The 26,326-nt window shown below is 32.6% G+C and carries 30 protein-coding genes; 11 read left to right on the forward strand and 19 right to left on the reverse strand.

What is annotated here, in order from left to right:
* The first annotated feature begins 299 nt into the window (after window positions 1–299).
* On the forward strand, window positions 300–1,514 hold the full coding sequence (locus HGB55_RS12265; RefSeq protein WP_168817192.1) for a site-specific integrase: 1,215 nt from the start codon (window positions 300–302) through the stop codon (window positions 1,512–1,514).
* 186 nt (window positions 1,515–1,700) lie between these two features.
* Here HGB55_RS12265 and HGB55_RS12270 read toward each other — a convergent pair whose 3' ends face one another.
* The 19 genes from HGB55_RS12270 to HGB55_RS12360 all read right to left on the reverse strand — a co-directional run bounded on the left by HGB55_RS12270 (window position 1,701) and on the right by HGB55_RS12360 (window position 16,377).
* Window positions 1,701–1,913 (reverse strand): heavy-metal-associated domain-containing protein, encoded by a 213-nt coding sequence (locus HGB55_RS12270; RefSeq protein WP_168817193.1) that lies wholly within the window; start codon window positions 1,911–1,913, stop codon window positions 1,701–1,703.
* 23 nt (window positions 1,914–1,936) lie between these two features.
* A complete protein-coding gene (locus HGB55_RS12275; RefSeq protein WP_168817194.1) occupies window positions 1,937–4,195 on the reverse strand; it encodes a cation-translocating P-type ATPase in 2,259 nt (752 codons plus the stop codon).
* Window positions 4,196–4,314: 119 nt separating this feature from the next.
* Window positions 4,315–5,109, reverse strand: a complete 795-nt coding sequence (locus HGB55_RS12280; protein WP_371807822.1) for a cation transporter — start codon at window positions 5,107–5,109, stop codon at window positions 4,315–4,317.
* 18 nt (window positions 5,110–5,127) lie between these two features.
* Entirely contained in the window at window positions 5,128–5,694 is a 567-nt protein-coding gene (locus HGB55_RS12285) for an AraC family transcriptional regulator (protein WP_168817195.1), read from the reverse strand.
* Window positions 5,695–5,706: 12 nt separating this feature from the next.
* The gene (locus HGB55_RS12290; protein ID WP_168817196.1) at window positions 5,707–5,886 is read right to left on the reverse strand and encodes a hypothetical protein; all 180 of its coding nucleotides are present in this window, start codon (window positions 5,884–5,886) and stop codon (window positions 5,707–5,709) included.
* Window positions 5,887–6,132: 246 nt separating this feature from the next.
* Window positions 6,133–6,684 (reverse strand): potassium channel family protein, encoded by a 552-nt coding sequence (locus tag HGB55_RS12295; protein ID WP_168817197.1) that lies wholly within the window; start codon window positions 6,682–6,684, stop codon window positions 6,133–6,135.
* Between the two features lie 10 nt (window positions 6,685–6,694).
* Window positions 6,695–6,835 (reverse strand): hypothetical protein, encoded by a 141-nt coding sequence (locus HGB55_RS12300; RefSeq protein WP_168817198.1) that lies wholly within the window; start codon window positions 6,833–6,835, stop codon window positions 6,695–6,697.
* Window positions 6,836–7,185: 350 nt separating this feature from the next.
* Window positions 7,186–7,725 (reverse strand): DUF3347 domain-containing protein, encoded by a 540-nt coding sequence (locus HGB55_RS12305; protein WP_168817199.1) that lies wholly within the window; start codon window positions 7,723–7,725, stop codon window positions 7,186–7,188.
* Between the two features lie 22 nt (window positions 7,726–7,747).
* A complete protein-coding gene (locus HGB55_RS12310; protein ID WP_168817200.1) occupies window positions 7,748–8,200 on the reverse strand; it encodes a heme-binding domain-containing protein in 453 nt (150 codons plus the stop codon).
* Between the two features lie 73 nt (window positions 8,201–8,273).
* On the reverse strand, window positions 8,274–8,492 hold the full coding sequence (locus tag HGB55_RS12315) for an SHOCT domain-containing protein (RefSeq protein ID WP_168817201.1): 219 nt from the start codon (window positions 8,490–8,492) through the stop codon (window positions 8,274–8,276).
* A 141-nt stretch (window positions 8,493–8,633) separates the two neighbouring features.
* A complete protein-coding gene (locus HGB55_RS12320; protein WP_168817202.1) occupies window positions 8,634–9,314 on the reverse strand; it encodes a rhodanese-like domain-containing protein in 681 nt (226 codons plus the stop codon).
* A 408-nt stretch (window positions 9,315–9,722) separates the two neighbouring features.
* Window positions 9,723–10,154 carry a hypothetical protein gene (locus tag HGB55_RS12325; protein WP_168817203.1) on the reverse strand — a complete coding sequence of 144 codons (432 nt, stop codon included), beginning with the start codon at window positions 10,152–10,154 and terminating at the stop codon, window positions 9,723–9,725.
* A gap of 11 nt (window positions 10,155–10,165) precedes the next feature.
* Window positions 10,166–10,552 carry a DUF302 domain-containing protein gene (locus tag HGB55_RS12330; RefSeq protein ID WP_168817204.1) on the reverse strand — a complete coding sequence of 129 codons (387 nt, stop codon included), beginning with the start codon at window positions 10,550–10,552 and terminating at the stop codon, window positions 10,166–10,168.
* 6 nt (window positions 10,553–10,558) lie between these two features.
* Window positions 10,559–10,747 carry an SHOCT domain-containing protein gene (locus HGB55_RS12335; RefSeq protein ID WP_168817205.1) on the reverse strand — a complete coding sequence of 63 codons (189 nt, stop codon included), beginning with the start codon at window positions 10,745–10,747 and terminating at the stop codon, window positions 10,559–10,561.
* A 20-nt stretch (window positions 10,748–10,767) separates the two neighbouring features.
* Window positions 10,768–12,075 carry an APC family permease gene (locus HGB55_RS12340; RefSeq protein ID WP_168817206.1) on the reverse strand — a complete coding sequence of 436 codons (1,308 nt, stop codon included), beginning with the start codon at window positions 12,073–12,075 and terminating at the stop codon, window positions 10,768–10,770.
* A 70-nt stretch (window positions 12,076–12,145) separates the two neighbouring features.
* Entirely contained in the window at window positions 12,146–12,730 is a 585-nt protein-coding gene (locus HGB55_RS12345; RefSeq protein WP_168817207.1) for a hypothetical protein, read from the reverse strand.
* Window positions 12,731–12,891: 161 nt separating this feature from the next.
* Window positions 12,892–15,210 (reverse strand): multicopper oxidase domain-containing protein, encoded by a 2,319-nt coding sequence (locus HGB55_RS12350; RefSeq protein ID WP_168817208.1) that lies wholly within the window; start codon window positions 15,208–15,210, stop codon window positions 12,892–12,894.
* A 395-nt stretch (window positions 15,211–15,605) separates the two neighbouring features.
* Complete coding sequence (locus HGB55_RS12355) at window positions 15,606–16,022, reverse strand: hypothetical protein (RefSeq protein WP_168817209.1); 417 nt, start codon at window positions 16,020–16,022, stop codon at window positions 15,606–15,608.
* Window positions 16,023–16,221: 199 nt separating this feature from the next.
* A complete protein-coding gene (locus tag HGB55_RS12360; protein ID WP_168817210.1) occupies window positions 16,222–16,377 on the reverse strand; it encodes a hypothetical protein in 156 nt (51 codons plus the stop codon).
* A gap of 414 nt (window positions 16,378–16,791) precedes the next feature.
* On the opposite strand from HGB55_RS12360, the gene HGB55_RS12365 reads away from it, so the two are divergent.
* The 10 genes from HGB55_RS12365 (at window position 16,792) to HGB55_RS12410 (ending at window position 26,325) form a co-directional block, all read left to right on the forward strand.
* Window positions 16,792–17,373 (forward strand): AraC family transcriptional regulator, encoded by a 582-nt coding sequence (locus HGB55_RS12365; protein ID WP_168817211.1) that lies wholly within the window; start codon window positions 16,792–16,794, stop codon window positions 17,371–17,373.
* Window positions 17,374–17,443: 70 nt separating this feature from the next.
* Window positions 17,444–17,716, forward strand: a complete 273-nt coding sequence (locus HGB55_RS12370; RefSeq protein WP_168817212.1) for a hypothetical protein — start codon at window positions 17,444–17,446, stop codon at window positions 17,714–17,716.
* A gap of 312 nt (window positions 17,717–18,028) precedes the next feature.
* Complete coding sequence (locus HGB55_RS12375; RefSeq protein ID WP_168817213.1) at window positions 18,029–18,304, forward strand: DUF5676 family membrane protein; 276 nt, start codon at window positions 18,029–18,031, stop codon at window positions 18,302–18,304.
* Window positions 18,305–18,446: 142 nt separating this feature from the next.
* Window positions 18,447–19,229 (forward strand): helix-turn-helix domain-containing protein, encoded by a 783-nt coding sequence (locus tag HGB55_RS12380; RefSeq protein ID WP_168817214.1) that lies wholly within the window; start codon window positions 18,447–18,449, stop codon window positions 19,227–19,229.
* A gap of 34 nt (window positions 19,230–19,263) precedes the next feature.
* The gene (locus tag HGB55_RS12385) at window positions 19,264–20,610 is read left to right on the forward strand and encodes an NAD(P)/FAD-dependent oxidoreductase (protein ID WP_168817215.1); all 1,347 of its coding nucleotides are present in this window, start codon (window positions 19,264–19,266) and stop codon (window positions 20,608–20,610) included.
* 14 nt (window positions 20,611–20,624) lie between these two features.
* Entirely contained in the window at window positions 20,625–21,947 is a 1,323-nt protein-coding gene (gene nhaA, locus HGB55_RS12390) for a Na+/H+ antiporter NhaA (protein WP_168817216.1), read from the forward strand.
* Between the two features lie 13 nt (window positions 21,948–21,960).
* Window positions 21,961–23,310: an APC family permease gene (locus tag HGB55_RS12395; protein WP_168817239.1), complete on the forward strand. Its 1,350-nt coding sequence runs from the start codon at window positions 21,961–21,963 to the stop codon at window positions 23,308–23,310.
* 19 nt (window positions 23,311–23,329) lie between these two features.
* Complete coding sequence (locus HGB55_RS12400) at window positions 23,330–24,343, forward strand: type II glyceraldehyde-3-phosphate dehydrogenase (RefSeq protein WP_168817217.1); 1,014 nt, start codon at window positions 23,330–23,332, stop codon at window positions 24,341–24,343.
* A gap of 11 nt (window positions 24,344–24,354) precedes the next feature.
* Entirely contained in the window at window positions 24,355–25,416 is a 1,062-nt protein-coding gene (locus tag HGB55_RS12405) for a class I fructose-bisphosphate aldolase (protein WP_168817218.1), read from the forward strand.
* A gap of 78 nt (window positions 25,417–25,494) precedes the next feature.
* Window positions 25,495–26,325, forward strand: a complete 831-nt coding sequence (locus tag HGB55_RS12410; RefSeq protein WP_168817219.1) for a universal stress protein — start codon at window positions 25,495–25,497, stop codon at window positions 26,323–26,325.
* The last annotated feature ends 1 nt before the right edge of the window (window position 26,326 follow it).

Genomic DNA, 26,326 nt, shown 5'->3' on the forward strand with positions numbered 1-26,326 from the left:
ATAAAAAAAAACTCCTCGATTTTCGAAGAGCTTATGTGCGGGCGGAGAGACTCGAACTCTCACACCTTGCGGCACTAGATCCTAAGTCTGGCGTATATTTGCCTAAATAATAGCAAAGCATTTCATTTCCAATTGTTTAAGTGATTTCACATTTTATTTGATATCAACTAATATCAATTGATTTCAGCATTTGTTGTACCTATGTTGTACCCAGAGAACCAAATAAAATTGTATCTTTATAATGGTTTTAAGACCAAATGTTGTACCTGATTTGACTTTCGTGCTAAAAACAGGTAACAATGTCATCAAACGCAAAAATAGTTCTTCGCAAAAAGTCGAATAGAGAAGGTCTTTATCCTCTTGCTATCCGCATTACAAAAAATCGTAGGTCAACATATCAATATCTTGGTCATTATATTGAATTAGAAGATTGGGACGAAAAGAATATTCGTGTTAAAAAATCAAACTCCAATTATAAAAACCTAAATAGTTTATTATCACTAAAACTTTCTGAAGTCAATAAAGCACTTATCACATTGCAATCCGAAAAAAAAGATGCCTCTGCCAATCAAATAAAAAAGGTAATATATTCTTCAGCAAATAAGTCAACTTTTTTTGAATTGGCAGAGGAACATTTGGATGAATTGGAAAGCTCGGAAAAGTTGAATCGACTTTCTACTGATAAAGCTTGGGTTAGCTTTATTGTAAAATTCAATAAATCTAAACAACTTTCTTTTCAAGAGATTGATGAACGTTTTTTAAAAAAACTAATGCTCAACCTTAAGACTAAACATTCTTTATCTGAAACATCTATTATGAATATTCTAGTTTTAATTAGATTATTATTCAATAGAGCAATTAAACAAAAAATAGTCAATAGAGAGTTATATCCATTCGGTACGGATAAAATTCGTATTAAATTTCCTGAAACTACCAAGGTAGGACTAAATATCAATGAAATCCGAAGGATAGAATCGTTAAATAACCTCTCCCCAATTGAACTACACACTAGAAATGTATGGTTATATAGTTTCAATTTTGCTGGTATGCGGGTTTCCGATATTTTACGTACCAAATGGTCTGATTTTTATGATGGCAGACTGCATTATAGAATGCATAAAAACTCAAAACTTCTATCATTAAAAATTCCCGAAAAAGTACTAAAGATTTTAGACCAATATAAAGATGATAAAAGAAGTGAAGATGATTTCGTTTTTCCTGAATTAAAAAAAGCCAATCTCGATAATGCTAAAGATGTTTATAATAAAAGAAAAACAGCTACTAAAAAGTTTAATAACAATTTAAAATCAATATCTAAAAAGGCCAAAATCAATAAGAAAATAACTATGCATATAGCTCGTCATAGCTTTGGAAATATCGCTGGGGATTCAATACACCCATTAATGCTTCAAAAATTGTATCGTCATAGCGATTTAAAAACTACATTGAACTATCAGGCAAATTTCATCCATAAAGAGGCTGATGATGCTTTAGATAGTGTTATCAACTTTTGAATAAATCAAAGAGCTTATGTTTTTAAAGTTTTCTATAATAAAGAACATTCCCCATTAATAATTTGTATCAATGCTCTGGAAATAGCTTTACATTATGCTGATGCTGTTTCGCTTTCTATAAAAATAAATGGCAAACAGAAGAATCACAACCAAAATTAAAATATAAACCATCTTAAAACGCGAGTATTAATCTACAGGTTCAGCTTTAAAGCCTACTTTTTGCAATGTAGCCTTTATATTTTCTTCTGAAGCACAGTTGCTCTCTATGGTTAAAGTTTTATCAGGATTAGCGGTATCCACTTCCCAACTTTCTACACCTTCTTGTTTGTTTAAAAATGGTGTTACTTTTGATATACACCCACTACAATTTATATTTGTTTTAAATTTTAAAGTTTTCATTGTATTTGAATTTATAATTAATATTAAAGTTTTACTCGTTTAAGCCTTAAGCTATTTAGAACTACAGATACGCTACTGAAAGCCATTGCCATTCCCGCAATCATTGGGTCTAATAAAAATCCATTTACAGGATACAAAACGCCTGCTGCAATTGGAATACCAATGATATTATAAATGAATGCCCAAAATAGATTCTGACGTATGCCCAATACGGTTCTTTTTGATAGTTCCAATGCTTTGGGAATGGATTGCAAATCTGACGTTATCAATGTCATTTTCGCAACGTCCATTGCTATGTCCGAACCTTTACCCATTGCAATACTTACATTTGCCTGAGCCAAAGCGTGGGAATCATTTATACCATCTCCAACCATAGCTACTATCTTACCATCAGCTTGTAATTTTTCAACAAAAGCTGCTTTCTCTGAAGGCATTACTTCTCCTTGGTAATTTGCTATCCCTACTTGTTTTGCGACAGCTGATGCAGTTTTATTATTATCTCCAGTAAGCATATAGACCTCGATGCCTCGTTCTTGAAGTGTTGCTATAGCCTTTTTTGAAGTTTCCTTAATCTTGTCTGCAATTGCGAGTATCGCCAGCACTTGTTTTTCATTGCCAAGGAAAATGACTGTTTTTGCTTGCTCTTCGAGACTTTCTGCTGTTTGCATCAAGGAAGCATCGATTTGAATGTTCTTTTCAACAATCAGTTTATAATTTCCAACATAATATTGCGAACCATTTTCTGTTTGAGCTTTCACACCTTTACCTGTAATACTTTCAAAAGAAGCAATTTCAGCTTTTTCAATATTTTCATCTTTTAAGTGGTTGACTACCGCTTCTGCCAAAGGGTGTTCTGATTGCGCTTCTATCGCCAAAAGAATTTGCTTGTATTGATTTTGTTTTTCAAGTTTATCCTTCCAAAGTATATCAGTTACTAAAGGTTTTCCTTCTGTAATTGTGCCTGTTTTGTCAAGAATAACGGCATTCACTTTATGACCGAGTTCTAAACTTTCGGCATCTTTTATAAGGATATTGTTTTCTGCACCTTTACCAATACCCACCATAATGGCAGTAGGTGTTGCCAATCCTAACGCGCAGGGACAGGCTATAACCAATACTGCTACAGAAGTTAGTAAGGCTTGCGAAAAACCATTATCGCCTCCAACTGACATCCAAACAATAAATGTAATAATAGATATAGCCAAGACAACCGGAACAAATATTCCAGCAATTTTATCTACCAGTTTCTGGACAGGTGCTTTGCTTCCTTGCGCTTCCTGAACCATTTTAATAATTTGTGACAGCAAGGTTTCCCCACCTACTTTTTCAGCAATAAATTGAAAACTACCTTTTTGGTTTACCGTTCCTGCAAAAACTTTTTCATCCTTTGATTTTTCTACTGGAACAGGCTCTCCTGTAATCATACTTTCATCTACGTAAGAGCTTCCTTTGGAAACCTCTCCATCTACAGGAATCTTTTCTCCCGGATGTACTAAAATGGTCTGACCCACTTGCACTGACGAAATAGAAATTTCTTTTTCTTCCCCATTCTCAATAATTTTTAGTGTTTTGGGTTGTAATCCCATCAACTTTTTAATGGCCGAAGAAGTATTTGACTTTGCCTTTTCCTCTAATAGTTTCCCCAAAGAAATAAAGGTTATAATTACTGTAGCTGCTTCATAATAGACGTGAGGTTCGATACTACGGCTCAACCAAAACTCAGGAAAAAAAGTATTAAAAACACTAAAGAGAAAAGCTATTCCTGTACTCAATGCTACCAAGGTATCCATATTCGCCTTACCGTGTTTGGCTTGCTTGAAAGCATTGATGAAAAAGCTACGACCGAACCAAAATAGGACAGGAAAAGTTAATACCAAGGATATCCATTTTCCAGGTTCCCATTGCATAAAAAACATTCCTAATACAAAAATGGGAAGCGTAAGTATTGCCGACCAGATGGTACGGTATTTTATATCCTGATAGTGCTTTTGCTGAAGTTCTTGTTGTACTTCCGAAGGATTCTCCGCATCAATTATAATGTCATAACCAACTTCGCGAAGTGCATTTTGAAGTTGGTTAGGACTCAACTCTTTGTCGTACTCTACAAGAACAGAACTGCTCGCAAAGTTTACGCTTGCACCAAATACACCGTCTGTATGTTTTAATACAGATTCAACGCTCGATGCACACGATGCGCAGGTCATACCTGTAACTGGGAATGATTCTTTTATACCCTGCTTATGGTTTTTCTCTTTAGTTTCAAATATATTAATTGTCTCCATAATCTTATTCTTATTTGAACACTACAAATTTCAGAATTAAAGGACATTAATGTATTACGTTATATGCTGAATGATTTGTAGAATTTGCTGATTACGGAAACTAACGACACTCTGTATGGTTAATTACTCAATTTTAATATCCTCAAAGCACCTTGAATAACTAAAACAAAAACGATTGTTCCTATTATCAAATCAGGTTTATTGGAACTCAACCAGTTTACCAAAATTCCTGCTGTTATAACTCCTAAATTGATAATCACATCATTTGAAGTGAAAATCATACTTGCTTTCATATGCGCTTCTTCTTTACTTTTTGACTTTTGCATTAAATACAAACAAATTCCGTTTGCGATTAAAGCGAAAATTGAAACAACAATCATTGTCGTAAAATCTGGAAGTTTTTCGTTTCCAAAAAATCGTCTTAAAATCTCTACAAATCCAATAACTGCAAGTGTGATTTGAAAATATCCTGCAAGTTTTGCAATTCGTTTCTTTTTGATTAAAGTTCCCCCAACTGCAAAAAGGCTAATTCCATAAACAAAACTGTCTGCTAACATATCCAAACTGTCTGCAACAAGTCCCATTGATTTTGAAATCAAGCCCGTGGTCATTTCAATAATAAAAAAAGCAAAGTTAATTCCGAGAACAGTCCAAAGTAATTTCTTTTGGTTTTTATGTTCTTTGAATTCGATTTGGTCTGTTTCTTCTGTTGTGAGTAATTTTCCGCCTAAATTAAGTTGTAAAATTGATTGTTCTATTTCATCAATTTGACCTTTGTGAAAAACGGTCAGTTTTTGGTTAGTAATATCAAAATCTAGATTCGCTATACTCGAAACCCCAACCAATTTCATTCGGATTAGATTTTCTTCAGAAGGGCAATCCATTTTGGTTATTTCAAATATTGATTTTAGCACTTATTTCTTTTATTAAATTTAAATCTCATCCAAGGATTTTCGGTTTTTGTTCATCGATTTCTTAAACTGAGATGGTGTCATCCCAGTAATTTTCTTGAACTGATTGCTTAAATATGCAACGCTACTATAATGTAGCTGAAAAGCTATTTCACTTAAGGTCAATTCATCATAAACTATGAGTTCTTTTATACGTTCAATTTTTTGGTTGATGATGTATTGTTCAAACGTAATACTTTCTACTGATGAGAACAGTGAACCCAGATATTTATAATCGAGATGTAGATTTTGACTTATGTAGTCTGCCCATTTAAGATCCAATTCTTCAGAGGAATGATGGATTTTATTTACAACTAATGTTTTCATTTGTTCAATAAGTTGACTTTTACGGTTGTCTATCAAACTAAATCCTGAGTTTTGAAGCGCTTTGGAAAGGCCATTTTTGGTGTTTTTATTTAATGCTGAAACTAATTTAACCTCCCCCAATTTGATAGAAACATACGGTATTTCAAGTTGTTCCAAAATATTAGATACAGCCGTGATACATCTTGGGCAGACCATGCTTTTAATATGGATAGTCTCATTCATATTCTACTTGTTTCAAAATAATGTTAATCCAGATTTGGATAGAGAATAATAAACAGCTGCTATTGCAGCGATAACAAAAATCAATACTATCACAACAAAAGCTATAATTTTATCTTTTTTTGAAATATCACTTTTATGTTGATGCTTATTTTTTTTCATTTGTACTTCTTTTAATTGAGTTAACCGTTTCATTGGCTGATATTTCATTGTTAAATATAATAATTATTGGTCTTACATTGTAATTTTTTATTTCTTGAAGAAGAATACGCTTTAATAATTTTCCATTTTTAATCTATTTTCTTTAAAACCGAAGTTGATACTCCCTTCTTAGCTTTAGAATCTTTACTATTCTGTTCATTCATAAAATTAACTGTTGCAATATAAACTGTTACTACTATAATTAATTTATGCACTTTAATAGTTATAGTTTTAAAAAGGTTATTTGTCAACGTGTATTCTATTAATATTCGCAATGCCAAAAACCAAAACAAAAAAGCTCAAAAAGACTTCTAGTATTACTATTATTTTTCCTGAAACAGAAATTGGTACGATATCTCCAAATCCAACTGAAGAAAACGTGATTAAGCTGAAATATAAAAACTCAAAAAATTGCCTAATAAATGAACCACTGCCTGTTAGGGATGTTTTAAAACTTTCAGCATTTATTGCATATAGGGCATGATAATCGAATGAGAATGATAACACAATTAAGAGAATTAAAAATCCAAAAAGTGTTAACACATGACTAAGTTTGTGGCTTTCTCCAATTATTTTACTCAGTTGAATGAACGTAAGGCTGACAATAAAAATAGTTTTAATGAATGCTAATGCTACTATAATATAAGATAAGTATGGATTAACAACATCTAGAGATATAAACAGGATATAACTCAGCGATATAACTACAACTAAAGTTGTAGTTAATAAAAACTTATTAAATAACTGTTTGTAAAAACTATTAAACTCAGATATGTTACTTGTTTTTTGCATTATTATATGCCTATTTTTCACCAAATAGTTGAAGTAGCAATGCACCTAAAACGATAACAGCTATTACCGTATAGAGTAAATAATTTAACCACTTTCTTAATCCAGTTTGTTTTGTTTTTTTATCACAATCGCTTTTACAACATTCTTTCATAAACCCTGTTAATTTTAATGCTTAGTTTAATACAATTCAACATATTATATTATACTTGAGATTAGAGGCTTGCAACTATTAACCAATTCATTAACCAGAATGTTCCTCATCAAAATCAAGTACTCTTTATCAAATTTTTCTTTATCATAAGTTATAATTAATTGACAAATGAAGATATATGCCATTCTTTTAGAGATTTAATCTCTCTCCATTTTACAAGTTGTTATTATCCAAATCAACTTTACTTTTTAAAATTCATTGTGCCTGACACTGGAAGGGGTTAATTAACTATCAAACTTGTTCCCCTCCCACGACAGGGCTTAAAAAATATTTTTTTTACAAAGAATTATCTATTGAATTATTTTTTGAACTTTCCCGCACTTAAGCATTCTGCTACCATAGTAGGGATTTCTGACTTCGTTACTTGTACTTAACCATAAACTTCCTTTATCATACATCGGGCAAAATTGTTGGTACAACGTGCCTTTTGTCCCTGTAATCGCAACCATATCTGTTATATCTGTGCTCAAGGTCTTAAAATGTTCACGTTGATGATCTATAGCATTTTCAGCGATATGTTCGGCATGTTCAGTAGCATCTTCTATGATATCAGTCAGTTCTTTTTGCTCTTCCGTTTTATAACTGCTCATATCAAAAGCTTTAAGAGAGGCTACCAATTTAGTTCCAACTTGTGCGGCTTTTTTGGTATCATCTCCAACCAAAGCATCTTTTAAACTGAAATAATCAGTTAAAATAGCCTCAGCATTAGCATCGCTATTTTTATTCATCATTTTGCTATGATCGTGATTCATTTTTTCTTTTTCCTGTGCATTGGAAAAAGAAACTGCTAACAATAGCATTGCTGCTATACTCATTTTTAGATTTTTCATTTTTATTATAATTAATTATTGTTTATAAACTGTCTTTTAATTGTGTGATGAAATTGATCAATTCTTCTGCTTCTGCTTCTGTAAATACTGCTTCTTTATGTATCAAAGTGTAAGAATCCAAAGGCATTTCATTATCTCTAATCTGACTTATAATTGATTTTAATTTGCTTTTCTTTCTTCGACTGGATAAGGAATCCCATTCATTAAAATTAAGTTCAGATTTTCCTTCTTTGATATGATCTTCTAAAAACCAAGCAACAGGTTGAATCTTATTATACCAAGGATATTGAGTATTATTACTGTGGCAATCATAGCAGGATACCTGCAACTTTTTTTGAATAGTTTCAGGGACATTATTTACTAGCATAAAATCAGTTGAAGGAACAGTACCACTTTGATTGCGTGTAGTGGAAATAAATTGAATACCCACAAACGCTACCAGTAATATTATTGCTATGATTTTTACAATTTTCATTTAATTTATCTTTTAGTTAATCTCTCTTTGCGCATTAAAGCATTTCAATATTTTGTTTCCATAATAAGGGTTTTTAATTTTTTGAATTAATTGTTCGTTTTATTTCTTCGTATTGTTCTTTGGTGATTTCTCCTTTTGCATATCGACTGTCTAAAATATCTTTAAGACTTTCTTTTTTTGCTTTTTGATAAGGAATACCATAAAAGACAAAGAAAATCAAGATTAAAATAGCTATCAATATAATCCACCATATAAAGTGTATATCTCCGAAGTGTCCATCATTAAAATGCATAATTTTTTGTTTTAAATTAATTTTTGATTATTTAAAAATTATTTTGTCATAATAATTTTATTAATTATTCTTAGCCTATTTCAACTTATTTTCAATGGTTCATAAATTTCATTACCCAACTGAAAATAGTTATTACTATTTTTACACTTGTTGTACTGGAAGACCTAACGTGATCCAGTCATGTATTCCTCCCCTATAGTATAGAATTCTATCAGCTGGATAACCTGCATCCAAGAGGCTTTTTATAGCTGTTGATGATTGTGGGCATTGTGGTCCATTACAAAAAAATATACTGGGGTTGTTTTCGTCCAATTCATTCATTCTTTCCACCAACTCGTCAAAAGGTATGTTTTTAGAGCCTGGAATGGTTACTGAACCAGATGTATCAGGTTTTCTCGCATCGATAATGGATAAACCCTTATTGTGGTGATTATATACTTCTAGTTCCCCTACAGTATGTACTTTTTGTGCAGCCTTTATCGATTGAATACTGCCCCATGTTATATCAACTTCGACTAAACCAGATTCTGTTCCTACATTTTTGGGAATCATATGGGTCTCATCTCTTTTAGAAATTCTAATTTGGGATATATCTTTATTTCTTGCCTTTAGTTCATTTATTTTATCTATTTCGGGCATACCAACAGATTCCACTTTTTCATCTACAATCAATGAAGGTGAGTGTTTCAATTGATATTTTTCAATTAATTCAGGATGGTCCTCAAAATAAATTACCTTATAGGGTAACCAAGCGGTTTGAAGTAATTTCTCAAGTGAGGGTCTATGTTGACAGGTTTTGGTTGCTGCTATTAAAATTTCCATAAATTTTTCTTTAATTAATTTTTGTGTTAAAAAATGTTTTGATTCTTATATTTATTCCACTCGCAGTGGGTTTTTGCTATCAAGAATTATATTTTTATAAAACTGATAGTATCTTTCTCTTTGATAGGTGTTTTTATGTCAATTCCTTTCATTATGCCATAATTTCAGGTTTTAGCTATAACAAAATTTTTGAGACAACTGAACCCTTTAAATACTTTTGACAATGTCAAAGGTGATTGGTCATTTTCTTTTTGTGGAATTAAAAAATAACACTGTAAATACTATTACAATTAGAAGTATGAAAAACCACCAACCCATATGTATTCTCTAGTAATAATAATCTCCTTTATTGTGCATCATTATTTAAAATCTTTAGGTTATGCTTAGGTATTTGGGTTATATAGTAACTTACTTTTTCATTCCCTTCATGTCCATTCCTTTATCATTCATCATTTTCATTGAGGATTGCATACAATCATTGCTCATCATACCATTTTGTTGCATCATTTTCATCATAGTACCCATCATTCTTCCATCTTTCATAATAGATTGCATCATATTTTTCATCATCACACTATCGTTCATCATCATTTGCATGCCATTACCCTGCATCATAGTACCCATCATTTTTTTATTGCCTTGCATCATTTGCATACCATGATTACTACTTTGCATTTTATCCATAAATTCTGTCATATATTCATGATTGTTAGAAATTGCTTCATAAATCTCAGTTCTTGTTTCTGAATTTTCGAGCATGTTTTTTGAATTAGTTTTTTGGTTGCAACTACTTAACGTTACAAATCCTATAATTGAAATAATAATTCCTAATGTTCTCATAATATTTATTTTTAAAGTTTATTAATAATTTTTTCTAGCTTATCTGTAATTTCTTTAGCTATTTTTTCTAATTTTTTATTTTCAACAGCTTGCATAGATGCCATTGGATTTACAGCTGCTACTTCAATAGTTCCTTTTTCAATTTCCTGTACAATAACATTGCAAGGTAACATAGTTCCAATTTTATCTTCAGCTTGCAATGCTTTGTGTGCATAAGGAGGATTGCAAGCTCCCAGTATCCTATACTTTTTAAAGTCTATATCCAGTTTTTTCTTTAAGGTTTCTTTTACATCAATTTCTGTGAGTATTCCAAAACCTTCTTCCTTTAATCCCTCTGTCACTTTCTCGATTACCTCTTCAAAAGTGCCTTTGACTGTTTTATTAAAATAATAGTTCATTATTTTTTATTTTTTAGAATTAATAATTTGTTTTTGTTCTTCGTATTGTTCTTTGGTAATTTCCCCATTTGCATAGCGTCTGTCTAAAATATTATTGGGGGTTTCTTTTTTACCAATAAAACTTTTGTTTTTTCCTGCGTAAATAAAAATTCCTATAATAATTATTACCAGTATTATAATCCATGAGTACATCATCTTATTTTATTTTTTTAATTTTATTCGTTTACATTATTCATTTTAAATTTTATAAACTTTTTTTCTCCTATAAAAATTAATACAATTGAAATGATTGAAACCCAAATGATAAATATGTCAGTTGTTGCTTTTACCCATAGAAATGCTCCTAACACAATTAAATCAAGAACAATGGCAGTTATAATGATGAATGGGTTTGCATTTATTTCTGCTTTCAAATTTTTAAGAACTCCCCATTGAATTCCAATATCCATAACTAGGTAAAATATTGCTCCTAAAGATGCAATACGACTCAAATCGAAAAAAACGGTTAGAATAATAGCAATTACAACTACATAAACTAACATGTGCTTTTGCAATTTTCCGGGCATGCCAAAATGCTTGTGTGGAATTAAATCTTTCTTTGTAAGCATAGTTGTCATTCTTGAAACTGCAAAAATACTGGCGATAATACCAGATATAGTTGCAATTATAGCAATCCCAACAGTAAACCATAATCCATATTTACCAAAAGCTGGTTTGGCTGCTTCGGCCAAAGAATAGTCTTTTGCCTTAACAATTTCTTCAATAGATAAATTGCTAGAAACTGCAAATGCAACAAGTAGATAAACTATAGTACAGATGAGCAATGATATGATTATGGCTCTACCAACATTTTTATTAGGGTTTACTATTTCGTCACCACTATTAGTAATTGTAGTAAAACCTTTATACGCTAAAATTGAAAGCGCCAATGCCCCAAAATAATTTTGTATAGGATAATCTGATATGTTGCTGCTTGGTAAGACTTCTGAAAAAGTGAATCCTGAAGCCCATAATGCACCAATAGCAAAAATTGAAATACCTCCAATTTTGACTATTGCCATTACAAAAGATGATTTACCAATAAAATCATTACTTGCTATATTTACTAAAAAAGCAATGATTATCAATCCAACTCCAAGAAGCGGTACTAACAGACTACTACTGTCAATACCGAATAATTGTAACGTGTAAGAACCAAAAGTTCGAGCCACGAGGCTTTCATTAATTATCATAGAGAACGCCATTAATAATGCTCCAGATGCTGCAACGGCACTTTTACCAAAAATCTTGATTAAGTACATTGCTATACCTCCAGCAGAAGGATAAGCGTTAGATAATTTTATATATGTATAAGCACTAAAGCTTGAAATTATTGCACCTACCAAAAAGGCTATAGGAAAAAATTCTCCTGATAATTCTGCAACTTGCCCTAACAGTGCAAAAATACCAGCACCAATCATTACACCAGTACCCAGAGATACAGCACCGGTCAAACTCAAACTATTTTTTTTGTATTCTTCCATAAATTTAAATTTTACCGATAAGCCACTACCTCATCATAATTACAACCTTTTATTGGTTATAAATGTTATATTATTTATTATGTTTATGTTCTTTCGGACCTTCTTTCTTATTCTTCATTTTCTCCATCATTTTCGCTTTCATTTCTGGGTTTTCCATCATTTTTCTCATCATCTCTTCCATCATTTCTGGATTTTCCTTCATTTTTTGCATCATTTTCGCTTTCATTTCCCCTTGCATTTCTTTGTTTTCATGCATTTTTTGCATCAACATCTTTCTGCCTTCTGGTTTTTCCAACATTTTATCGAGCATCATCATCTGCATTTTTTCTTTCATCTCAGGGTTTTCCTCCATCATTTTTTGCATATTTGATTTCATCTTTTGTTTCATTTCAGGATTTTTCTCCATCATTGATTTCATTTTTCCAGAATCCATCATTTGCATATGACTTTGCATCATTAGCTTTTTTGCTCCTTCATCCTGTTGTGCCAAGTTTATAAATTCGTTAAATTGACTAGGATTTGAAATTATTTCCTGATAAACTGCATTTCTATTGTCTTGAACTTCCAATGTCTCAGCAGCATTAAAGGTTGACTTACAGCTAACTAATGTGCTTACTGCTACCATAATTAATAATGTTTTTACAATTGTTTTCATTTTACGTTTTTTTAGAATTAATAAAAATTTGTTGTCAGTTTTAATTTATAAATAATGCTATTCCATATCAATCTATTTTTTTTGTTTATTTTATTTTAAAATACCGTACCACCACCATATCGTTGTGTTCTAGATTATGGCAATCGTAAAGGAACAATCCTTTAAAGCCTTATTGATAATCCACCACCTGCTCCAAAACGGCTGTCGTAACTTGCCATTAACGAAAAATCTCGTGACAAAAAGTATTCTATACCTGTATTCCAAGTAACTTCTTTAGCAAAATTGTTACCAGCAGGAAGCGTATCTACCCAGCCAAAATCTGCTTGATATTCATAACTACCAAAAATTGCGGTTCTCGGAAAAATGAGGATTTCACGGCTTAAACTAATTCGTGGTCGTAATTTGTTATCAATACGAACATCAAGATTAAATAAGTACGGTGTTAAATAGCGAATCCCTGCAACTGCTGTTGTTGAAATTTCATCTAAACTATCTTCCAATTCATTTTCTAGATTCACACCACCAAAAATTCTTAAATAATCGTGGAGGTAGTATTCATAAGTAACTTCGGCTTCTATATTCTGATTCCAGCCATATTCTGCCATTATATTGAATTGATTTCTAATGTTTGAAGTAGTAAAATTAAATTCAGTCATGTGTGATGCTGCATCTAGCATTCCCCATGAATACCATTGATTTGTTTCGTGAATTAATTGTGAAACAGGAGATTCTTTCAATCTAATATCTCTAGGCGTGTCATAGCTTATAACTCTTGCCATTCCACCCATCATATGATATAAAATATGGCAATGAAAAAACCAATCTCCATACTCGTTGCCATAAAATTCTATGGTAACTTTCTGCATTGGTGGTACATTAACGGTATGTTTTAAGGGGGAATATTCTCCGTTTTTATTAAGCACCCTAAAAAAGTGTCCGTGCAAGTGCATTGGGTGATGCATCATTGTAAGGTTATTCAACGTTATTCGGGTTACTTCCTTATGATTAATTTTTATTTTATCGGTTTCAGAAAGTGGCACACCGTTCATACTCCAGATATAACGGTTCATATTTCCAGTAAGATTCAACAAAATTTCTTTTACAGGAATATCTTTTTTATAAGTTGTTTTTTCATGTGACTTCAAGTAATCGTAATTGTATTCTGAAAACATATCCATTCTGTCCATCTGCATTTCGTTCATATCAAAATGTTCCATTTTCTTAGTATCATTCTCCATTTTTGAATCTTTGGGCATATTCATTTTCTTCTTTTCGTCATTCATTCCTGCCTCATCAACTGAAGAATTCTTTTCACTCATTTTATCCATCTTCATTCCATATTCCCTCTTCATTTTAAAACGCTCATCTTTTTTTGGTTGAAATTTTAAGGCATGTGCGCCCATTTTCATATCCATTTTTGCCATTTTTTGCATCATTTTAATTTTATTGGGTTTTGAAACTACTTCCGCAGGAAGCACTTTACCATTTCCAATAAATGCAGTAGCAGTTCCTGAACCATCTTGTGCCATTGCCCTGAATTCAATCTTGCCATTTTGAGGAATGGTTATTATAAAATCGTAAGTTTCTGCAATAGCAATAAAGGTTTTGTTTTTCTGTACGGGTTCAACATTTAGCCCATCAGCAGCAACTAATGTGGGCATATCACCACCAAATGTCATCCAAAATTGGGTAGATGCTGCACCATTTATAATTCTCAATCTAACTTTTTCTCCAGCTTTAAAATTAGGATATTCAGCCTGTTGCTGTCCGTTTACCAAAAAAGCAGGGTAATAAATATCTGCTATATCAGCTCCTTCCATGCGTTGCCTCCAAAAATCGAGTTGTGCTCCAAAAGCACCACGAGCAATTACTTTGTTTAATGGTGTGGACGTTCCTTTTTTCATTCCGTACCACTCGTTTCCGCGTTTTAAGTTTCTTAATACGTTCATTGGTTTTTCATTTGTCCAGTCTGAAAGTAATAAGACTAAATCTTGGTCGTATTCCAAGGTTTTTCCTTTAGGATTTATGATAATGGAACCAAAAACACCGCTTTGTTCTTGCAACATTGTATGGGAATGATACCAATATGTTCCGGACTGTTTTAAAGGAAACTCATATTTAAATGTTTCGCCTGGTTGTATGGGTGGAGTGGTTAAATAGGGAACACCATCAAAAAAATTGGGAAGGATTAAACCGTGCCAGTGAACAGAAGTTTCTACACTCATTTCATTTTTAACATAAATTACTGCATATTCTCCCTCGGTAAATTCTAAGGTTGGACCCGGTATTGTTCCATTTATAGTCATTCCTTTTACTTCTTTTCCTGCCTTATTTACCATCTCTTCTTTAATGGTTAAAGTATATTCGTGAACAGGTAAATTTTGGTTATTTCCTTCTTGAGACTGTTCAAAAAGAGATTGGGAAAAAAGAGTTTGAGAACCCACTAAAATAAGTAGTGCTATATATTTTAAATTGTTCATTTTTAATAATTTTTTATAATTAATTTCAATTAATGTTAATTCTCACAAAGTTCTTAACTCAATAGAAAAAAGTTTTAACTCGTTAAATAATAAATAATCGTTTTTTTAATAGTAATTCTTTATAGACTTTACTTGATTGATTTAAGATTTAAATTTAGTTACTGAATATCCAAAATATCATTAAATTGCAAATTACAATTAGTAATATATTTTCATTTTGAAAATTTTATCAAGATTATTCGTTTCCGATATTTTATGTTTGATTCTTTAAATAATGCTTTTTTCAGCATAGAAATGATTATTTAAGTAACTATATTTTTTGTTTAAAAATCAATAAACAAGTAGTTATGCCCAAAACAAATTAATGCAGGACTGTAGTGTTAATTACTTAAAAATCAAATAAGGAAAGTTTGGTCTAAAAGGTGAATATCTCTGACCAAGAGAGGAGGAGTGTAATTTCTATAAGAATTTAAATCTACTTGAGATTCAAAAAAAAGATTTATATAGCTATGGATAAAAGCAGCAACAAATATCTGTTGTTCTTTTTCTAATTTGTCAAACGATATCCTCAAAATATCTTGCCCTTCTACATTCAATTGTTCATCACTACAGCAATCTTTTTTTGAGATATCACACTCTGACGACTGCGACTGAAGTTGAACTTCCATATCGCAAGTTTCAGCAAGTCCAAATAAAGAGGAATCCACTAAAACACCACCACAGTAATGACTATCAACAGTAAACGAAACGGTTGACAATAACACAATAAGTGCCATAAAAAACGATGTTATTTTATGAAAAAAATCTTTCATTAGCTTACTAATGTATATAAAAAAAATTAATAATAAGATACTTTAACAGTTTTTTATGATTCCTAAATCCTAAAAAATACGTTGAAATGTCTCGATAAAATTTATAAAAAAACTAAATTTTGTATGACAAAGGTCATAATTATTGAATAATATCATAAAAAATTAAAAACGTTTGAATGTTAAATAAAATTTATTATATTTATGGTGTGAAATCCTTATCTACTAAAATAGCAACCTTTTTTTTAGCAATTTTCATGCTGTTCTCTACCTCTTCTTTTGCGGTAGATTTGCACTTTTGCTGTAATAAATTGATGGATATGGCTTTTTTTAGTAAAGCAGAATCCTGTAAGGACATAGCTCAACATAAAAATAATACTTCCAAGCAATGTACATCAATACAAGAAAAAGACTGCTGTGATAATCACACTTTGATAAAGAAAGGAGATGACGCCTTCAAAAAATCCAATAACATATCGGAAAACGAGACTTTGGTTTTCTTAAACACTTTTTTTTATACCTATATCAATCTTTTTGAGGGACTAGAAAATAACGTAATTTCTTTTCAAGCCTATAGGCCGCCTCTCTTATCTACAGATATAATACTTGTCAACGAGACCTTTTTAATTTGATTTTCTACATCGCAGTATAAATTTAATCTGCATTACCGCTATAGCCACAATTATACTTCTGGCTAATACTTGTTGCACTCTGTTAGGTGCAAATTTCTCAAACCTTTGAGCTAAAACTTGATGATAATACATTAAATATTATGAGCAAACCAAAAGAATTTTGGATTAAAAATATGGTATGTAACCGCTGCTTAAAAGTAATTACGCAAGAACTACATGAACTTGGAGTAATCGTAATTTCCTTAGAATTAGGAAGATTGTTGGTAGAAGCACCAAAAAAGAACAATGATGAAATTTTAAATGCAGTAACAACCGTACTTCATACAAATGATTTTGAAATCGTTAAGAACAAAGTAGAAATACTTGTAGAAAGAATCAAGCTGATTTTAATAGAACAATTACAAGAACTCCCGTTACATATTAAGGTAAAAACATCTGAACTATTATCATCAAGTCTTCATAAAGATTACAAGACATTGAGTAAATTATTTTCTACCAATGAGCAGACATCTATTGAAAAATACTTTATAAAACTCAAGATTGAAAAGGTAAAAGAACTAATTCAACTTAAACAGCATTCCTTTTCTGATATAAGTTACATACTAGATTATAGTAGTATTAATCATTTATCAAGACAATTTAAAGAAGTAGTGGGGATGAATATGACAGACTATAAAAATACAGAAAATTGGAAACGAAATTTTTACGATGAAATTATATAAATAACAAAGAAAATTATGCAGATGCAAAACGAAGATCATCACTAAATTCAACAAAAATAAAACTAATAAAATGAAAAATCACTGGATATGGATAGTTATCGGCTGTGGATTACCACTGCTATTTATCTTTTTAGCACCCTCTTTTGGTATAAGAGATGGTTCAACCCTCTTTGTTTTTATTTTTTTTATGTTCGTAATTCATCTATTTATGCCTCACAAGTCACATAGCCAACGTGGGTATAAGCACGGTAATCACAAAACCAGTCACAATCATAATAAGAAGGAATCGACAGAGATACCTAAAGAAGAACATAAAGATTATCAACACCATCAAAAACAATAAACTAAATAAGATGAAACGGAAATTTCAAACAGATGGTATAAGCTGTAGTGGCTGTATCACAAGAGTAAAAAAAACTTTAGAGGCACATCTGGCAATTAATAATACTGAAATATTCTTAAACCCGATAGGAGCAGCTATCATTAATATGACATAAAATCTTTCAATTGATGATTTACAGAAATATCAAAATTCAACGAAAGAAAACTCACTAGATATTTTGAAGAAACGCTTTGCAAAAAGCGAAATATCTAAGGAAGAATTAGACGAAGAATAAAAAATTTAAAATCCGACAACTAATTTAAAACTAAACTTATGTATCGATTTAACATAAAAAAACTCGGTTTTGCTTTCGGTCTTACAGGTGCCTTGATTTATTTAGGCTGTATGATTGTAATGGTTACAGCAGGACAAGAAGGCAGTATTGCCTTTTTTAACAACCTCTTACATGGCCTGGACACAACCAATATTATAAGAATGGAAATTACCTTATTGGAAGCTTTCTTTGGCATTATTCAAACATTTATTCTATGGTGGCTTATTGGTGCTTGTATTGGTGCTTTCTATAATGTACAAATAAAAAAGGGATAATTTATCGTTCATTAAAGATATAAACCTTATTCAATTTGTTTGGATGTATTTCAGTAAAATATTCAATAAGTAATTTGGGGATTGAGAAGGTCTGATGAATTTAGAACACAATTATTTAAAGTAATAAAAGCTTAAAAAAACAATGACAAAATTAAAGATTATATTCATTCATATATTATTGGGAGCAGGAGTATTTTATTTCCTGGTACACCCTTTTACAATGGTACTGTATTGGTTTGAATATAGCCATACACCCTTTACAACTTCACTATTTCTGAAAATTTTAAATGAGCGTTTTCTGGAATCCTTCAGTTTTAGTATGAAAGGGATGAGTACAGTATTAACACTTCTAGGAGTTGTTTTAGGGTTGATCTCTGGAATTTTCTTTGTTCAACTTAAAAAGAAAAATAATCTTATTGATACTCAGCAACGTCTACTCGGTAGAGATCTGACTGATATTATTGAAGATGGTGAAAATGAAAAGGTAGAATTCAAATCCTCTATACGTTATGATTATTTCAGAAAAACCACCAACCGTGAGCTTGAGATAGTCATTGCCAAAACTATTGTAGGCTTTATGAATACAACAGGTGGTAGATTAATTATTGGCGTTGACGATGATGGAAACACCCTGGGACTTGAAAAAGATTTTAAAACGCTTAAGCACAAAAACAGGGATGGCTATGAGCGTGAAATTTTCAGGATAATTTCGATACAGCTAGGGCACGAAGCATGTTTTAGCAATCATATTTCTTTTTATATTATAAATGAAAAGGAAATATGTGTCATAGACATTGAACCATCAAAAGAACCTGTTTATGTAAATGACGGAACGAATACGACCTTTTACGTACGGACAGGTAACGCTACCTATCCTTTAACCGTAAAGGAAACCGTGGATTATTTAAAAACCAAAAAAACGTAAACATATTATAAAAAATACTAAACCACCAGTTATTATGGATTATGCAAATTGCAAAATTACAGATACTATCTGCCTTCCAAATTCCGACTTTCCTCGTATTGTTATTATAGGTGGTGGGTTTGCAGGTCTAGCATTAGTGGAAAAATTAAAGCATAAAAAAATACAGTTAGTATTGTTTGATAAAAATAACTTTCATCAGTTTCAGCCTTTATTTTATCAAGTAGCAACGAGTGCCTTGGAACCTGACAGTATTGTGTTTCCTTTCAGAAAACAAATTAGCGGATATAAAAATGTATTGTTCCGTCTGGCCGAAGTCGAGGAAATTCAAACATTTTCAAATACCATTATAACTAACAAGGGAAAAGTTCATTACGACTACCTTGTATTGGCAACAGGTACCACCAACAATTTTTTTGGGATGGATAAAGTGGAAAATCATAGTTTGGGAATGAAAGATATTCGTGATTCTTTAAATATTCGCCATATGATGCTGCAAAATTTGGAACAAGCTGCAATCACTTGTGATGATAAAGAACGTGATGCGCTGACAAATTTTATTATTGTTGGTGGTGGTCCTGCTGGCGTAGAAATGGCTGGTGCATTGGCTGAATTCTGTAAATACATTCTTCCTAAGGATTATCCGGAGTACCCTTCTTCTATTATGAACATTTATTTAATTGAAGCTATTGATAAATTGTTAAGCACGATGTCTAACAAAGCATCTTCGAAAACTCTAAAGTATTTAAAAGACTTAAATGTAAAGGTTCTATTAAATGAATCGGTAAGCGATTTTGACGGATCAAAGGTTACTACCAAAAATGGAAAAACAATTTTAGCTAAAAACCTAATCTGGACAGCTGGTGTAAAAGGACAATTTCCAAAAGGAATTAATGAAAAGCACATAGTTAGAGGTAACCGTATAAAAACCGATGGTAATCTAAAAGTAGAGGGTTACGATAATATTTTCGCCATAGGCGACATAGCAGCTCTCATTTCAGAAGCCACACCAAAAGGACATCCTCAAGTAGCACAGGCAGCAATTCAACAAGGGAAATATTTAGGGAATTCAATATTGAATATTATAAATAACAAACCCCTTAAACCTTTTAAATATAAAGATAAAGGTTCATTGGCAACAGTAGGTAAGCGTAAAGCAGTTGCTGATATAGGCAAATTCAAGTTTGCAGGCTATTTCGCTTGGTTGTTATGGTCAATTGTGCATTTAATGTCCATAAGTGGATTTAGAAATAGATTAATGGTTGGTTTTAATTGGGCAATTAGCTATTTCACCTATGAAAAGAGCAACCGCCTTATTATTAGAAATTTTAAACCAAAAACCAATACCAAAAAAATAACATCAAAAGTAAATAACCAAAAATAAAGTTCCGTTAACTAATGCTACAAAACAAAACATACAGTACCATACAAAGTTTGTTTAGTGCCACTTCAAAAGGTTTGAACAACACAGGTATTTTGCTTTTAATCACCGTTATCATTGCAATGGTATGGGCCAATTCCCCTTGGCAAGAAATGTACCGCAGTTTAATGAGAGCGGACATCTCATTTGCCGTGGGGAACTTTGAAATTACCGAACCACTATTACGATGGATTAACGATGGGTTAATGGCATTGTTCTTCCTTCAAGTAGGTTTGGAACTAAAACGAGAAATATTGGGCGGAAAACTATCGACTCCTCAAAACGCTATACTTCCTATCGGTGCTGCCATAGGTGGTATGGTTTTCCCAGCACTTATTTATTTTCTCTTCAATACTACTGGTGAAGCTTCTCAAGGTTGGGGAATTCCTATGGCAACAGACATTGCTTTTTCACTAGGCGTGTTAGCACTTTTTGGAAAGCGTTTGCCCGTTGCATTACGAGTGTTTTTAATTACATTAGCAATAGTTGATGATTTAGGCGGTGTATTGGTGATTGCGTTGTTTTACACCTCTGGAATTTCGTTAATGGATTTATTTCACGGCTTACTGTTCTTTGGGCTTTTAATTATAGGAAATTATGCAGGGATTAGAAAAACGTGGTTTTATGCCATTATTGGGATTGGTGGTGTCTGGTTAGCTTTTTTCTTTTCGGGTATTCATCCTACCATAGCAGGTATTCTTACGGCTATCGCAATTCCAGGTAGGGTAAAAATAAACAAAAACACCTTTTTGAAGCGTTTAAATAATCTGCACTCTCGTTTTCTGAAAATAAAACCTGTAAAAGGTCCACTTATTTCCAAAGAGCAGCTGGAAATATTAGAGGAAATCAAAACCACGAGTTCTGAAGCCGAAACTCCCCTTCAGAAATTAGAAAAAGCTCTACAACCTGTTGTGAATTATTTGGTATTGCCACTTTTTGCCTTGGCAAATGCAGGCATACACCTGCACGGAGAAATAGGCAAAGTGTTACTCGACCCTATTAGTTTGGGTATAGGTGCTGGATTGATTTTGGGAAAATTCTTAGGCATTGTTTCTTTTACGAGATTACTAGTTTTCTTTAAGCTTGCCAAACTACCAGATACTGTCAATTGGAATCAAATTTACGGAGTTGCCTTTCTTGGTGGAATAGGATTTACAATGTCATTATTCATCAATGAATTGGCCTTTGCTAACGAAGATTTTATATATACAGCAAAAGTGAGCATCCTGTTTACTTCCTTAATTGCAGGTATTATCGGTTCCTTAATTTTAATCAAAAGCTCAAAAAAATCCAAAAACTAATAACAACATAATGATGAAAAACACCACAAACAAAAACAATAAGCTTACCCTAATAGGTTCCATATCACTAGGTACAGGTGTAATGATTGGCGCTGGAATATTTGTCCTTATGGGTCAAATAGCAGAATTGGTGGGCGACTTATTCCCGATTGCCTTTATTGCTGGAGCTATCGTGGTTGGTTTCAGTTCATATTCCTATGTCAAGTTTTCAAATGCTTTTCCATCGTCGGGAGGTGTGGTTAAATTCCTGAACAAATCCTATGGACCTGGAACGACAACTGGTGTTTTTTCTTTGTTGATGTATGTCTCAATGGTAGTTTCAGAAAGTTTGGTGGCGGGCACTTTCGGAGCCTATACCCTTCGGCTGTTCCCAGAAAGCTTTGCTGGTTACGCATCCGTTCTTGGTATTCTGCTATTAGTAACAGCATATATCGTAAATATTTTAGGGAATAAAGTAATTGGCGCAACAGCCACTTTTACAGCAATCATTAAAGTAGCTGGTATTGCATTGCTTGCGATAGCAGGCTTAATAGTTTCTGGATTTGCAGATATTACTGGAGAATATATCCCTCAAAATACCGAATCCTTGCCAAAAGGATTAGGATTTGTAGCCGCATTGGCATTAGCAATACTTGCTTATAAAGGATTCACAACAATCACAAATCAAGGTGGGGATATTAAAAACCCACACAAAAACCTTGGGCGGTCTATTGTGTTTTCCATTCTTATCTGCACCATTATATATGTAGCATTGGCACTGGCTGTTGCAGGAGGTTTGAGCATCCCAGAAATAATCGAAGCTAAAGATTATGCCTTGGCTGCTGCTGCACAACCCGTTTTCGGGGAATGGGGTTCTTGGATTACTATTGCAATAGCGATTATAGCAACCTTTTCAGGCGTTATCGCCAGTGTTTTTTCGGCATCACGCTTGTTGGCGATGTTAAGCAATATGAAACAAGTACCATCTTTAAAAAGAATGGGCAATTTTAAAAACCCAGCTCTCATATTCACGGTTTCACTGGCTATTTTATTGACCGTGCTGTTCGATTTAACAAGAATCGCTTCCATTGGTGCTATTTTTTACCTCATTATGGATATAGCTATCCATTGGGGGCTTTATCGCCACCTTAAAAAGGAAGTGAAATTTCAACCTATCATTCCATTAATAGCAATTGTAATGGATATAGCAGTACTATCAGCTTTCCTTTATATAAAATATCTGAATGATCCATTGGTTCTTATCGTTGCGGCAATTGGGATTATTCTAATAATTGTTGCGGAACGTCTTTTTATGATTTCGCATACAGACGATGAAGGTAATATGCCGATGGGAATGGAAACTAAAAAAAACAATAAAACATAATTAATAAAATTCAATTTTTATGAAAAATATAGCAGTAATAGGATATGGAGTGATTGGAAAAAGAGTAGCTGATGCTATCAATCTTCAGGATGATATGAAACTTTCAGGAGTTTGTGATATCATTAGCGATTGGCGCATTCAAAATGCGGTAAGAAAAGAGTACGATATCTACGTAGCAACTCAAGAAGCAGAAGACAAAATGAAATCCGAAGGTATTTCAGTAAAAGGCGATATGCAAGACCTGTTAAAAAAATCGGATCTCGTCGTGGACTGTACACCTAAAAAAATTGCAACTGAAAATGTAGCAATCTATAAAAAACAAAACATCAAATTTATTTTGCACGGAGGCGAAAAACATGAAACAACAGGCCATTCTTTTAGTGCTGAAAACAATTATCAATCAGCTCTAAATCTAGATGCTACAAGGGTTGTTTCCTGCAACACCACCTCTATCTTAAGAACATTAACCGCTTTAAAAAGAGCCAATTTATTGGATTATGCTAGAGGTACACTTTTAAGAAGAGCTACAGATCCTTGGGAAAGTCATTTAGGCGGTATTATGAATACGATGGTTCCTGAAAAAGACATCCCGAGCCACCAAGGTCCTGATGCTAAAAGTGTCGACCCTGATTTAGATGTCGTTACTGCCGCAGTAAAAGTTCCAGAAACTTTAAGCCATATGCACTATTGGAATGTGAAGTTAAAAAAACAAGTCTCAAAAGAAGAAGTACTGAACGCTTTTAAGACGTCTAGTCGTATCAAACTAATTCAGTATGACCAAGGCCTAGTTTCAAACAACACCATTAAAGAAATGTTTTTGGATATGGGAAGACCTTGGGGCGATATGTACGAAGTAGCCCTATGGGAAGATATGCTAAAAGTACAGGGTGACGAACTTTTTTACGCCTACGTGGTCGATAATCAAGCCATTGTAATCCCTGAAACAATTGATGCCATTAGAGCATTAACTGGCATTGAAACAGATGGAGCAAAATCCATAGCCAAAACAAATGATAGTTTAGGAATTTATTAAACACTATTAAGATGGAAACATACAAAAATATAATAGAACTTTTAGGAGAAAAAGCAGACTTCTATTTAGAACACGTTTGTGAAAAAATTACTAAGGACGAACTGCAAACCCCTAGTAAGACAAGTTTAGATAAGATATTTACCCAAAGTAATAGAAATCCACAAGTACTGCGAAGTCTTTCACAATTGTATAATCACGGAAACCTTGGGAGTACAGGCTACTTGAGCATTCTGCCTGTTGACCAAGGTATCGAACATAGTGCCACTTATTCATTCTATAAAAACCCTGATTATTTTGACCCAGAAAATATTATAAAATTGGCGATGGAAGCAGGATGTAATGGAGTAGCTTCAACCTTTGGTGTTTTGGGATTAAACGCAAGAAAATATGTCCATAAAATTCCCTTTATAGTAAAGATTAATCACAATGAACTGCTTACTTATCCCAATAAATATGACCAAACCTTATTTGGCAAAGTAAAAGCTGCGTGGGATATGGGAGCAGTTGCAGTAGGTGCTACCATTTATTTTGGTTCCCAAGAAAGTAATAGACAACTAAACGAAATTTCCGAAGCTTTCGAAGAAGCACACAATTTAGGTATGGCTACCATTTTATGGTGCTATACCCGAAACGAAGCTTTTAAAACAAAAAAAGAAGATTATCACGCGTCTGCTGATGTAACTGGGCAGGCAAATCATTTGGGTGTGACTATCCAGGCAGATATCATCAAACAAAAATTACCAACAAATAATTTTGGATTTAAAGAAATAGGATTTGGAAAATATAATGATGAAATGTATGAAACGTTGACAACAGACCATCCCATTGACCTTTGTAGGTTGCAAGTAGCCAATTGTTATATGGGTAAAATTGGATTAATTAATTCCGGTGGTGGCTCTAAAGGGAAGTCCGATTTGGTTGAGGCTATAACTACAGCTGTAATCAATAAAAGAGCTGGAGGTTCTGGTTTGATAATGGGAAGGAAGGCATTTCAAAAGCCTTTTGGTAAAGGAGTTGAATTATTGCATACTGTGCAAAAGGTATATCTGGAAAATAACATAGCTGTGGCATAATGATATTTCAAAATTTAAACTGATCCAAAGAAAATAAATAAACTTATTCACTTAATAAATAATTAAAACCAATATATTATGAAAAACATACTCGTACCCACCGATTTTTCCAAAAACTGTTCCAAAGCGGAGCACCTTGGTATTAGAATGGCTAAACTGTACAATGCTGAAATTCACTTTTTACACCTAATAACTACTCCCATTGATTGGGTAAAACTCGATAAACTCAAAGAAAAGCATTATCCCGAAATCGTAAAACAGATAGGCACCGCCAAAGCTAAATTGCGTGAACTGGAAAAAAGAGTTGAGAATGAAAATCTTAAGTGTAGAACCTTTCTTCAGTTTGATTCAGAACAGAAAGATATTTTGGAACATTCAGACCATTTTCACCACGATTTTGTAATTACAGGAAGTAGTGGCACAAAAGGTCGTGTTAGGGAGTTAACGGGAAGCAACGTAGAAAAAATTGTTAGAAAATCTGATGTTCCAGTAATAGTGGTTAAGGAACAGAAAATATCTTTTCCTTTTAAGAATATCGTTTTTGTTTCAGATTTCCTTCAAGATGTGAACGAGGCATTTAAGGAAGTTATTTCAATAGCCGAAAAATGTGGAGCGAATATCCATTTATTGAGAGTTAATACTGAAACGGATTTTAATAATATTGAACTGGGTCTAAACCCAATTAAGGAATTCCTTAATAAATTTCCCGATTTAGAAAAATATTCAATGAATGTATATAATGAACCTACCGTTGAAATTGGTATAAATAATTTTTTACAGTATCAAAATGCCGATTTAATTGCAATGTGTACCAAAGGACGCACAGGTTTCTTAAGCCTGTTCTCCAAAAGTATCGCTGAAGGTGTAACCAATCATTCTGAATTGCCAGTGATGACCATTAAAGTGTAGT

Origin of the sequence: Lutibacter sp. B1 (assembly GCF_012524075.1) — a bacterium.
GTDB lineage: Bacteria > Bacteroidota > Bacteroidia > Flavobacteriales > Flavobacteriaceae > Lutibacter.

What these genes read in the sequence shown, in the direction of transcription:
- HGB55_RS12300 (WP_168817198.1), bottom strand. Translation starts at nt 6,835, where the DNA reads ATGAAAGAATGTTGTAAAAGCGATTGTGATAAAAAAACAAAACAAACT.
- HGB55_RS12320 (WP_168817202.1), bottom strand. Translation starts at nt 9,314, where the DNA reads ATGGAAATTTTAATAGCAGCAACCAAAACCTGTCAACATAGACCCTCA.
- HGB55_RS12345 (WP_168817207.1), bottom strand. Translation starts at nt 12,730, where the DNA reads ATGAAAACAATTGTAAAAACATTATTAATTATGGTAGCAGTAAGCACA.
- HGB55_RS12330 (WP_168817204.1), bottom strand. Translation starts at nt 10,552, where the DNA reads ATGAACTATTATTTTAATAAAACAGTCAAAGGCACTTTTGAAGAGGTA.
- HGB55_RS12315 (WP_168817201.1), bottom strand. Translation starts at nt 8,492, where the DNA reads ATGCATTTTAATGATGGACACTTCGGAGATATACACTTTATATGGTGG.
- HGB55_RS12370 (WP_168817212.1), top strand. Translation starts at nt 17,444, where the DNA reads ATGAAAAATCACTGGATATGGATAGTTATCGGCTGTGGATTACCACTG.
- HGB55_RS12310 (WP_168817200.1), bottom strand. Translation starts at nt 8,200, where the DNA reads ATGAAAATTGTAAAAATCATAGCAATAATATTACTGGTAGCGTTTGTG.
- HGB55_RS12375 (WP_168817213.1), top strand. Translation starts at nt 18,029, where the DNA reads ATGTATCGATTTAACATAAAAAAACTCGGTTTTGCTTTCGGTCTTACA.
- HGB55_RS12305 (WP_168817199.1), bottom strand. Translation starts at nt 7,725, where the DNA reads ATGAAAAATCTAAAAATGAGTATAGCAGCAATGCTATTGTTAGCAGTT.
- HGB55_RS12295 (WP_168817197.1), bottom strand. Translation starts at nt 6,684, where the DNA reads ATGCAAAAAACAAGTAACATATCTGAGTTTAATAGTTTTTACAAACAG.
- HGB55_RS12385 (WP_168817215.1), top strand. Translation starts at nt 19,264, where the DNA reads ATGGATTATGCAAATTGCAAAATTACAGATACTATCTGCCTTCCAAAT.
- HGB55_RS12335 (WP_168817205.1), bottom strand. Translation starts at nt 10,747, where the DNA reads ATGATGTACTCATGGATTATAATACTGGTAATAATTATTATAGGAATT.
- HGB55_RS12340 (WP_168817206.1), bottom strand. Translation starts at nt 12,075, where the DNA reads ATGGAAGAATACAAAAAAAATAGTTTGAGTTTGACCGGTGCTGTATCT.
- nhaA (WP_168817216.1), top strand. Translation starts at nt 20,625, where the DNA reads ATGCTACAAAACAAAACATACAGTACCATACAAAGTTTGTTTAGTGCC.
- HGB55_RS12360 (WP_168817210.1), bottom strand. Translation starts at nt 16,377, where the DNA reads ATGTCCTTACAGGATTCTGCTTTACTAAAAAAAGCCATATCCATCAAT.
- HGB55_RS12365 (WP_168817211.1), top strand. Translation starts at nt 16,792, where the DNA reads ATGAGCAAACCAAAAGAATTTTGGATTAAAAATATGGTATGTAACCGC.
- HGB55_RS12400 (WP_168817217.1), top strand. Translation starts at nt 23,330, where the DNA reads ATGAAAAATATAGCAGTAATAGGATATGGAGTGATTGGAAAAAGAGTA.
- HGB55_RS12405 (WP_168817218.1), top strand. Translation starts at nt 24,355, where the DNA reads ATGGAAACATACAAAAATATAATAGAACTTTTAGGAGAAAAAGCAGAC.
- HGB55_RS12395 (WP_168817239.1), top strand. Translation starts at nt 21,961, where the DNA reads ATGAAAAACACCACAAACAAAAACAATAAGCTTACCCTAATAGGTTCC.
- HGB55_RS12275 (WP_168817194.1), bottom strand. Translation starts at nt 4,195, where the DNA reads ATGGAGACAATTAATATATTTGAAACTAAAGAGAAAAACCATAAGCAG.
- HGB55_RS12380 (WP_168817214.1), top strand. Translation starts at nt 18,447, where the DNA reads ATGACAAAATTAAAGATTATATTCATTCATATATTATTGGGAGCAGGA.
- HGB55_RS12410 (WP_168817219.1), top strand. Translation starts at nt 25,495, where the DNA reads ATGAAAAACATACTCGTACCCACCGATTTTTCCAAAAACTGTTCCAAA.
- HGB55_RS12265 (WP_168817192.1), top strand. Translation starts at nt 300, where the DNA reads ATGTCATCAAACGCAAAAATAGTTCTTCGCAAAAAGTCGAATAGAGAA.
- HGB55_RS12325 (WP_168817203.1), bottom strand. Translation starts at nt 10,154, where the DNA reads ATGAGAACATTAGGAATTATTATTTCAATTATAGGATTTGTAACGTTA.
- HGB55_RS12290 (WP_168817196.1), bottom strand. Translation starts at nt 5,886, where the DNA reads ATGAAACGGTTAACTCAATTAAAAGAAGTACAAATGAAAAAAAATAAG.
- HGB55_RS12285 (WP_168817195.1), bottom strand. Translation starts at nt 5,694, where the DNA reads ATGAATGAGACTATCCATATTAAAAGCATGGTCTGCCCAAGATGTATC.
- HGB55_RS12355 (WP_168817209.1), bottom strand. Translation starts at nt 16,022, where the DNA reads ATGAAAGATTTTTTTCATAAAATAACATCGTTTTTTATGGCACTTATT.
- HGB55_RS12270 (WP_168817193.1), bottom strand. Translation starts at nt 1,913, where the DNA reads ATGAAAACTTTAAAATTTAAAACAAATATAAATTGTAGTGGGTGTATA.
- HGB55_RS12350 (WP_168817208.1), bottom strand. Translation starts at nt 15,210, where the DNA reads ATGAACAATTTAAAATATATAGCACTACTTATTTTAGTGGGTTCTCAA.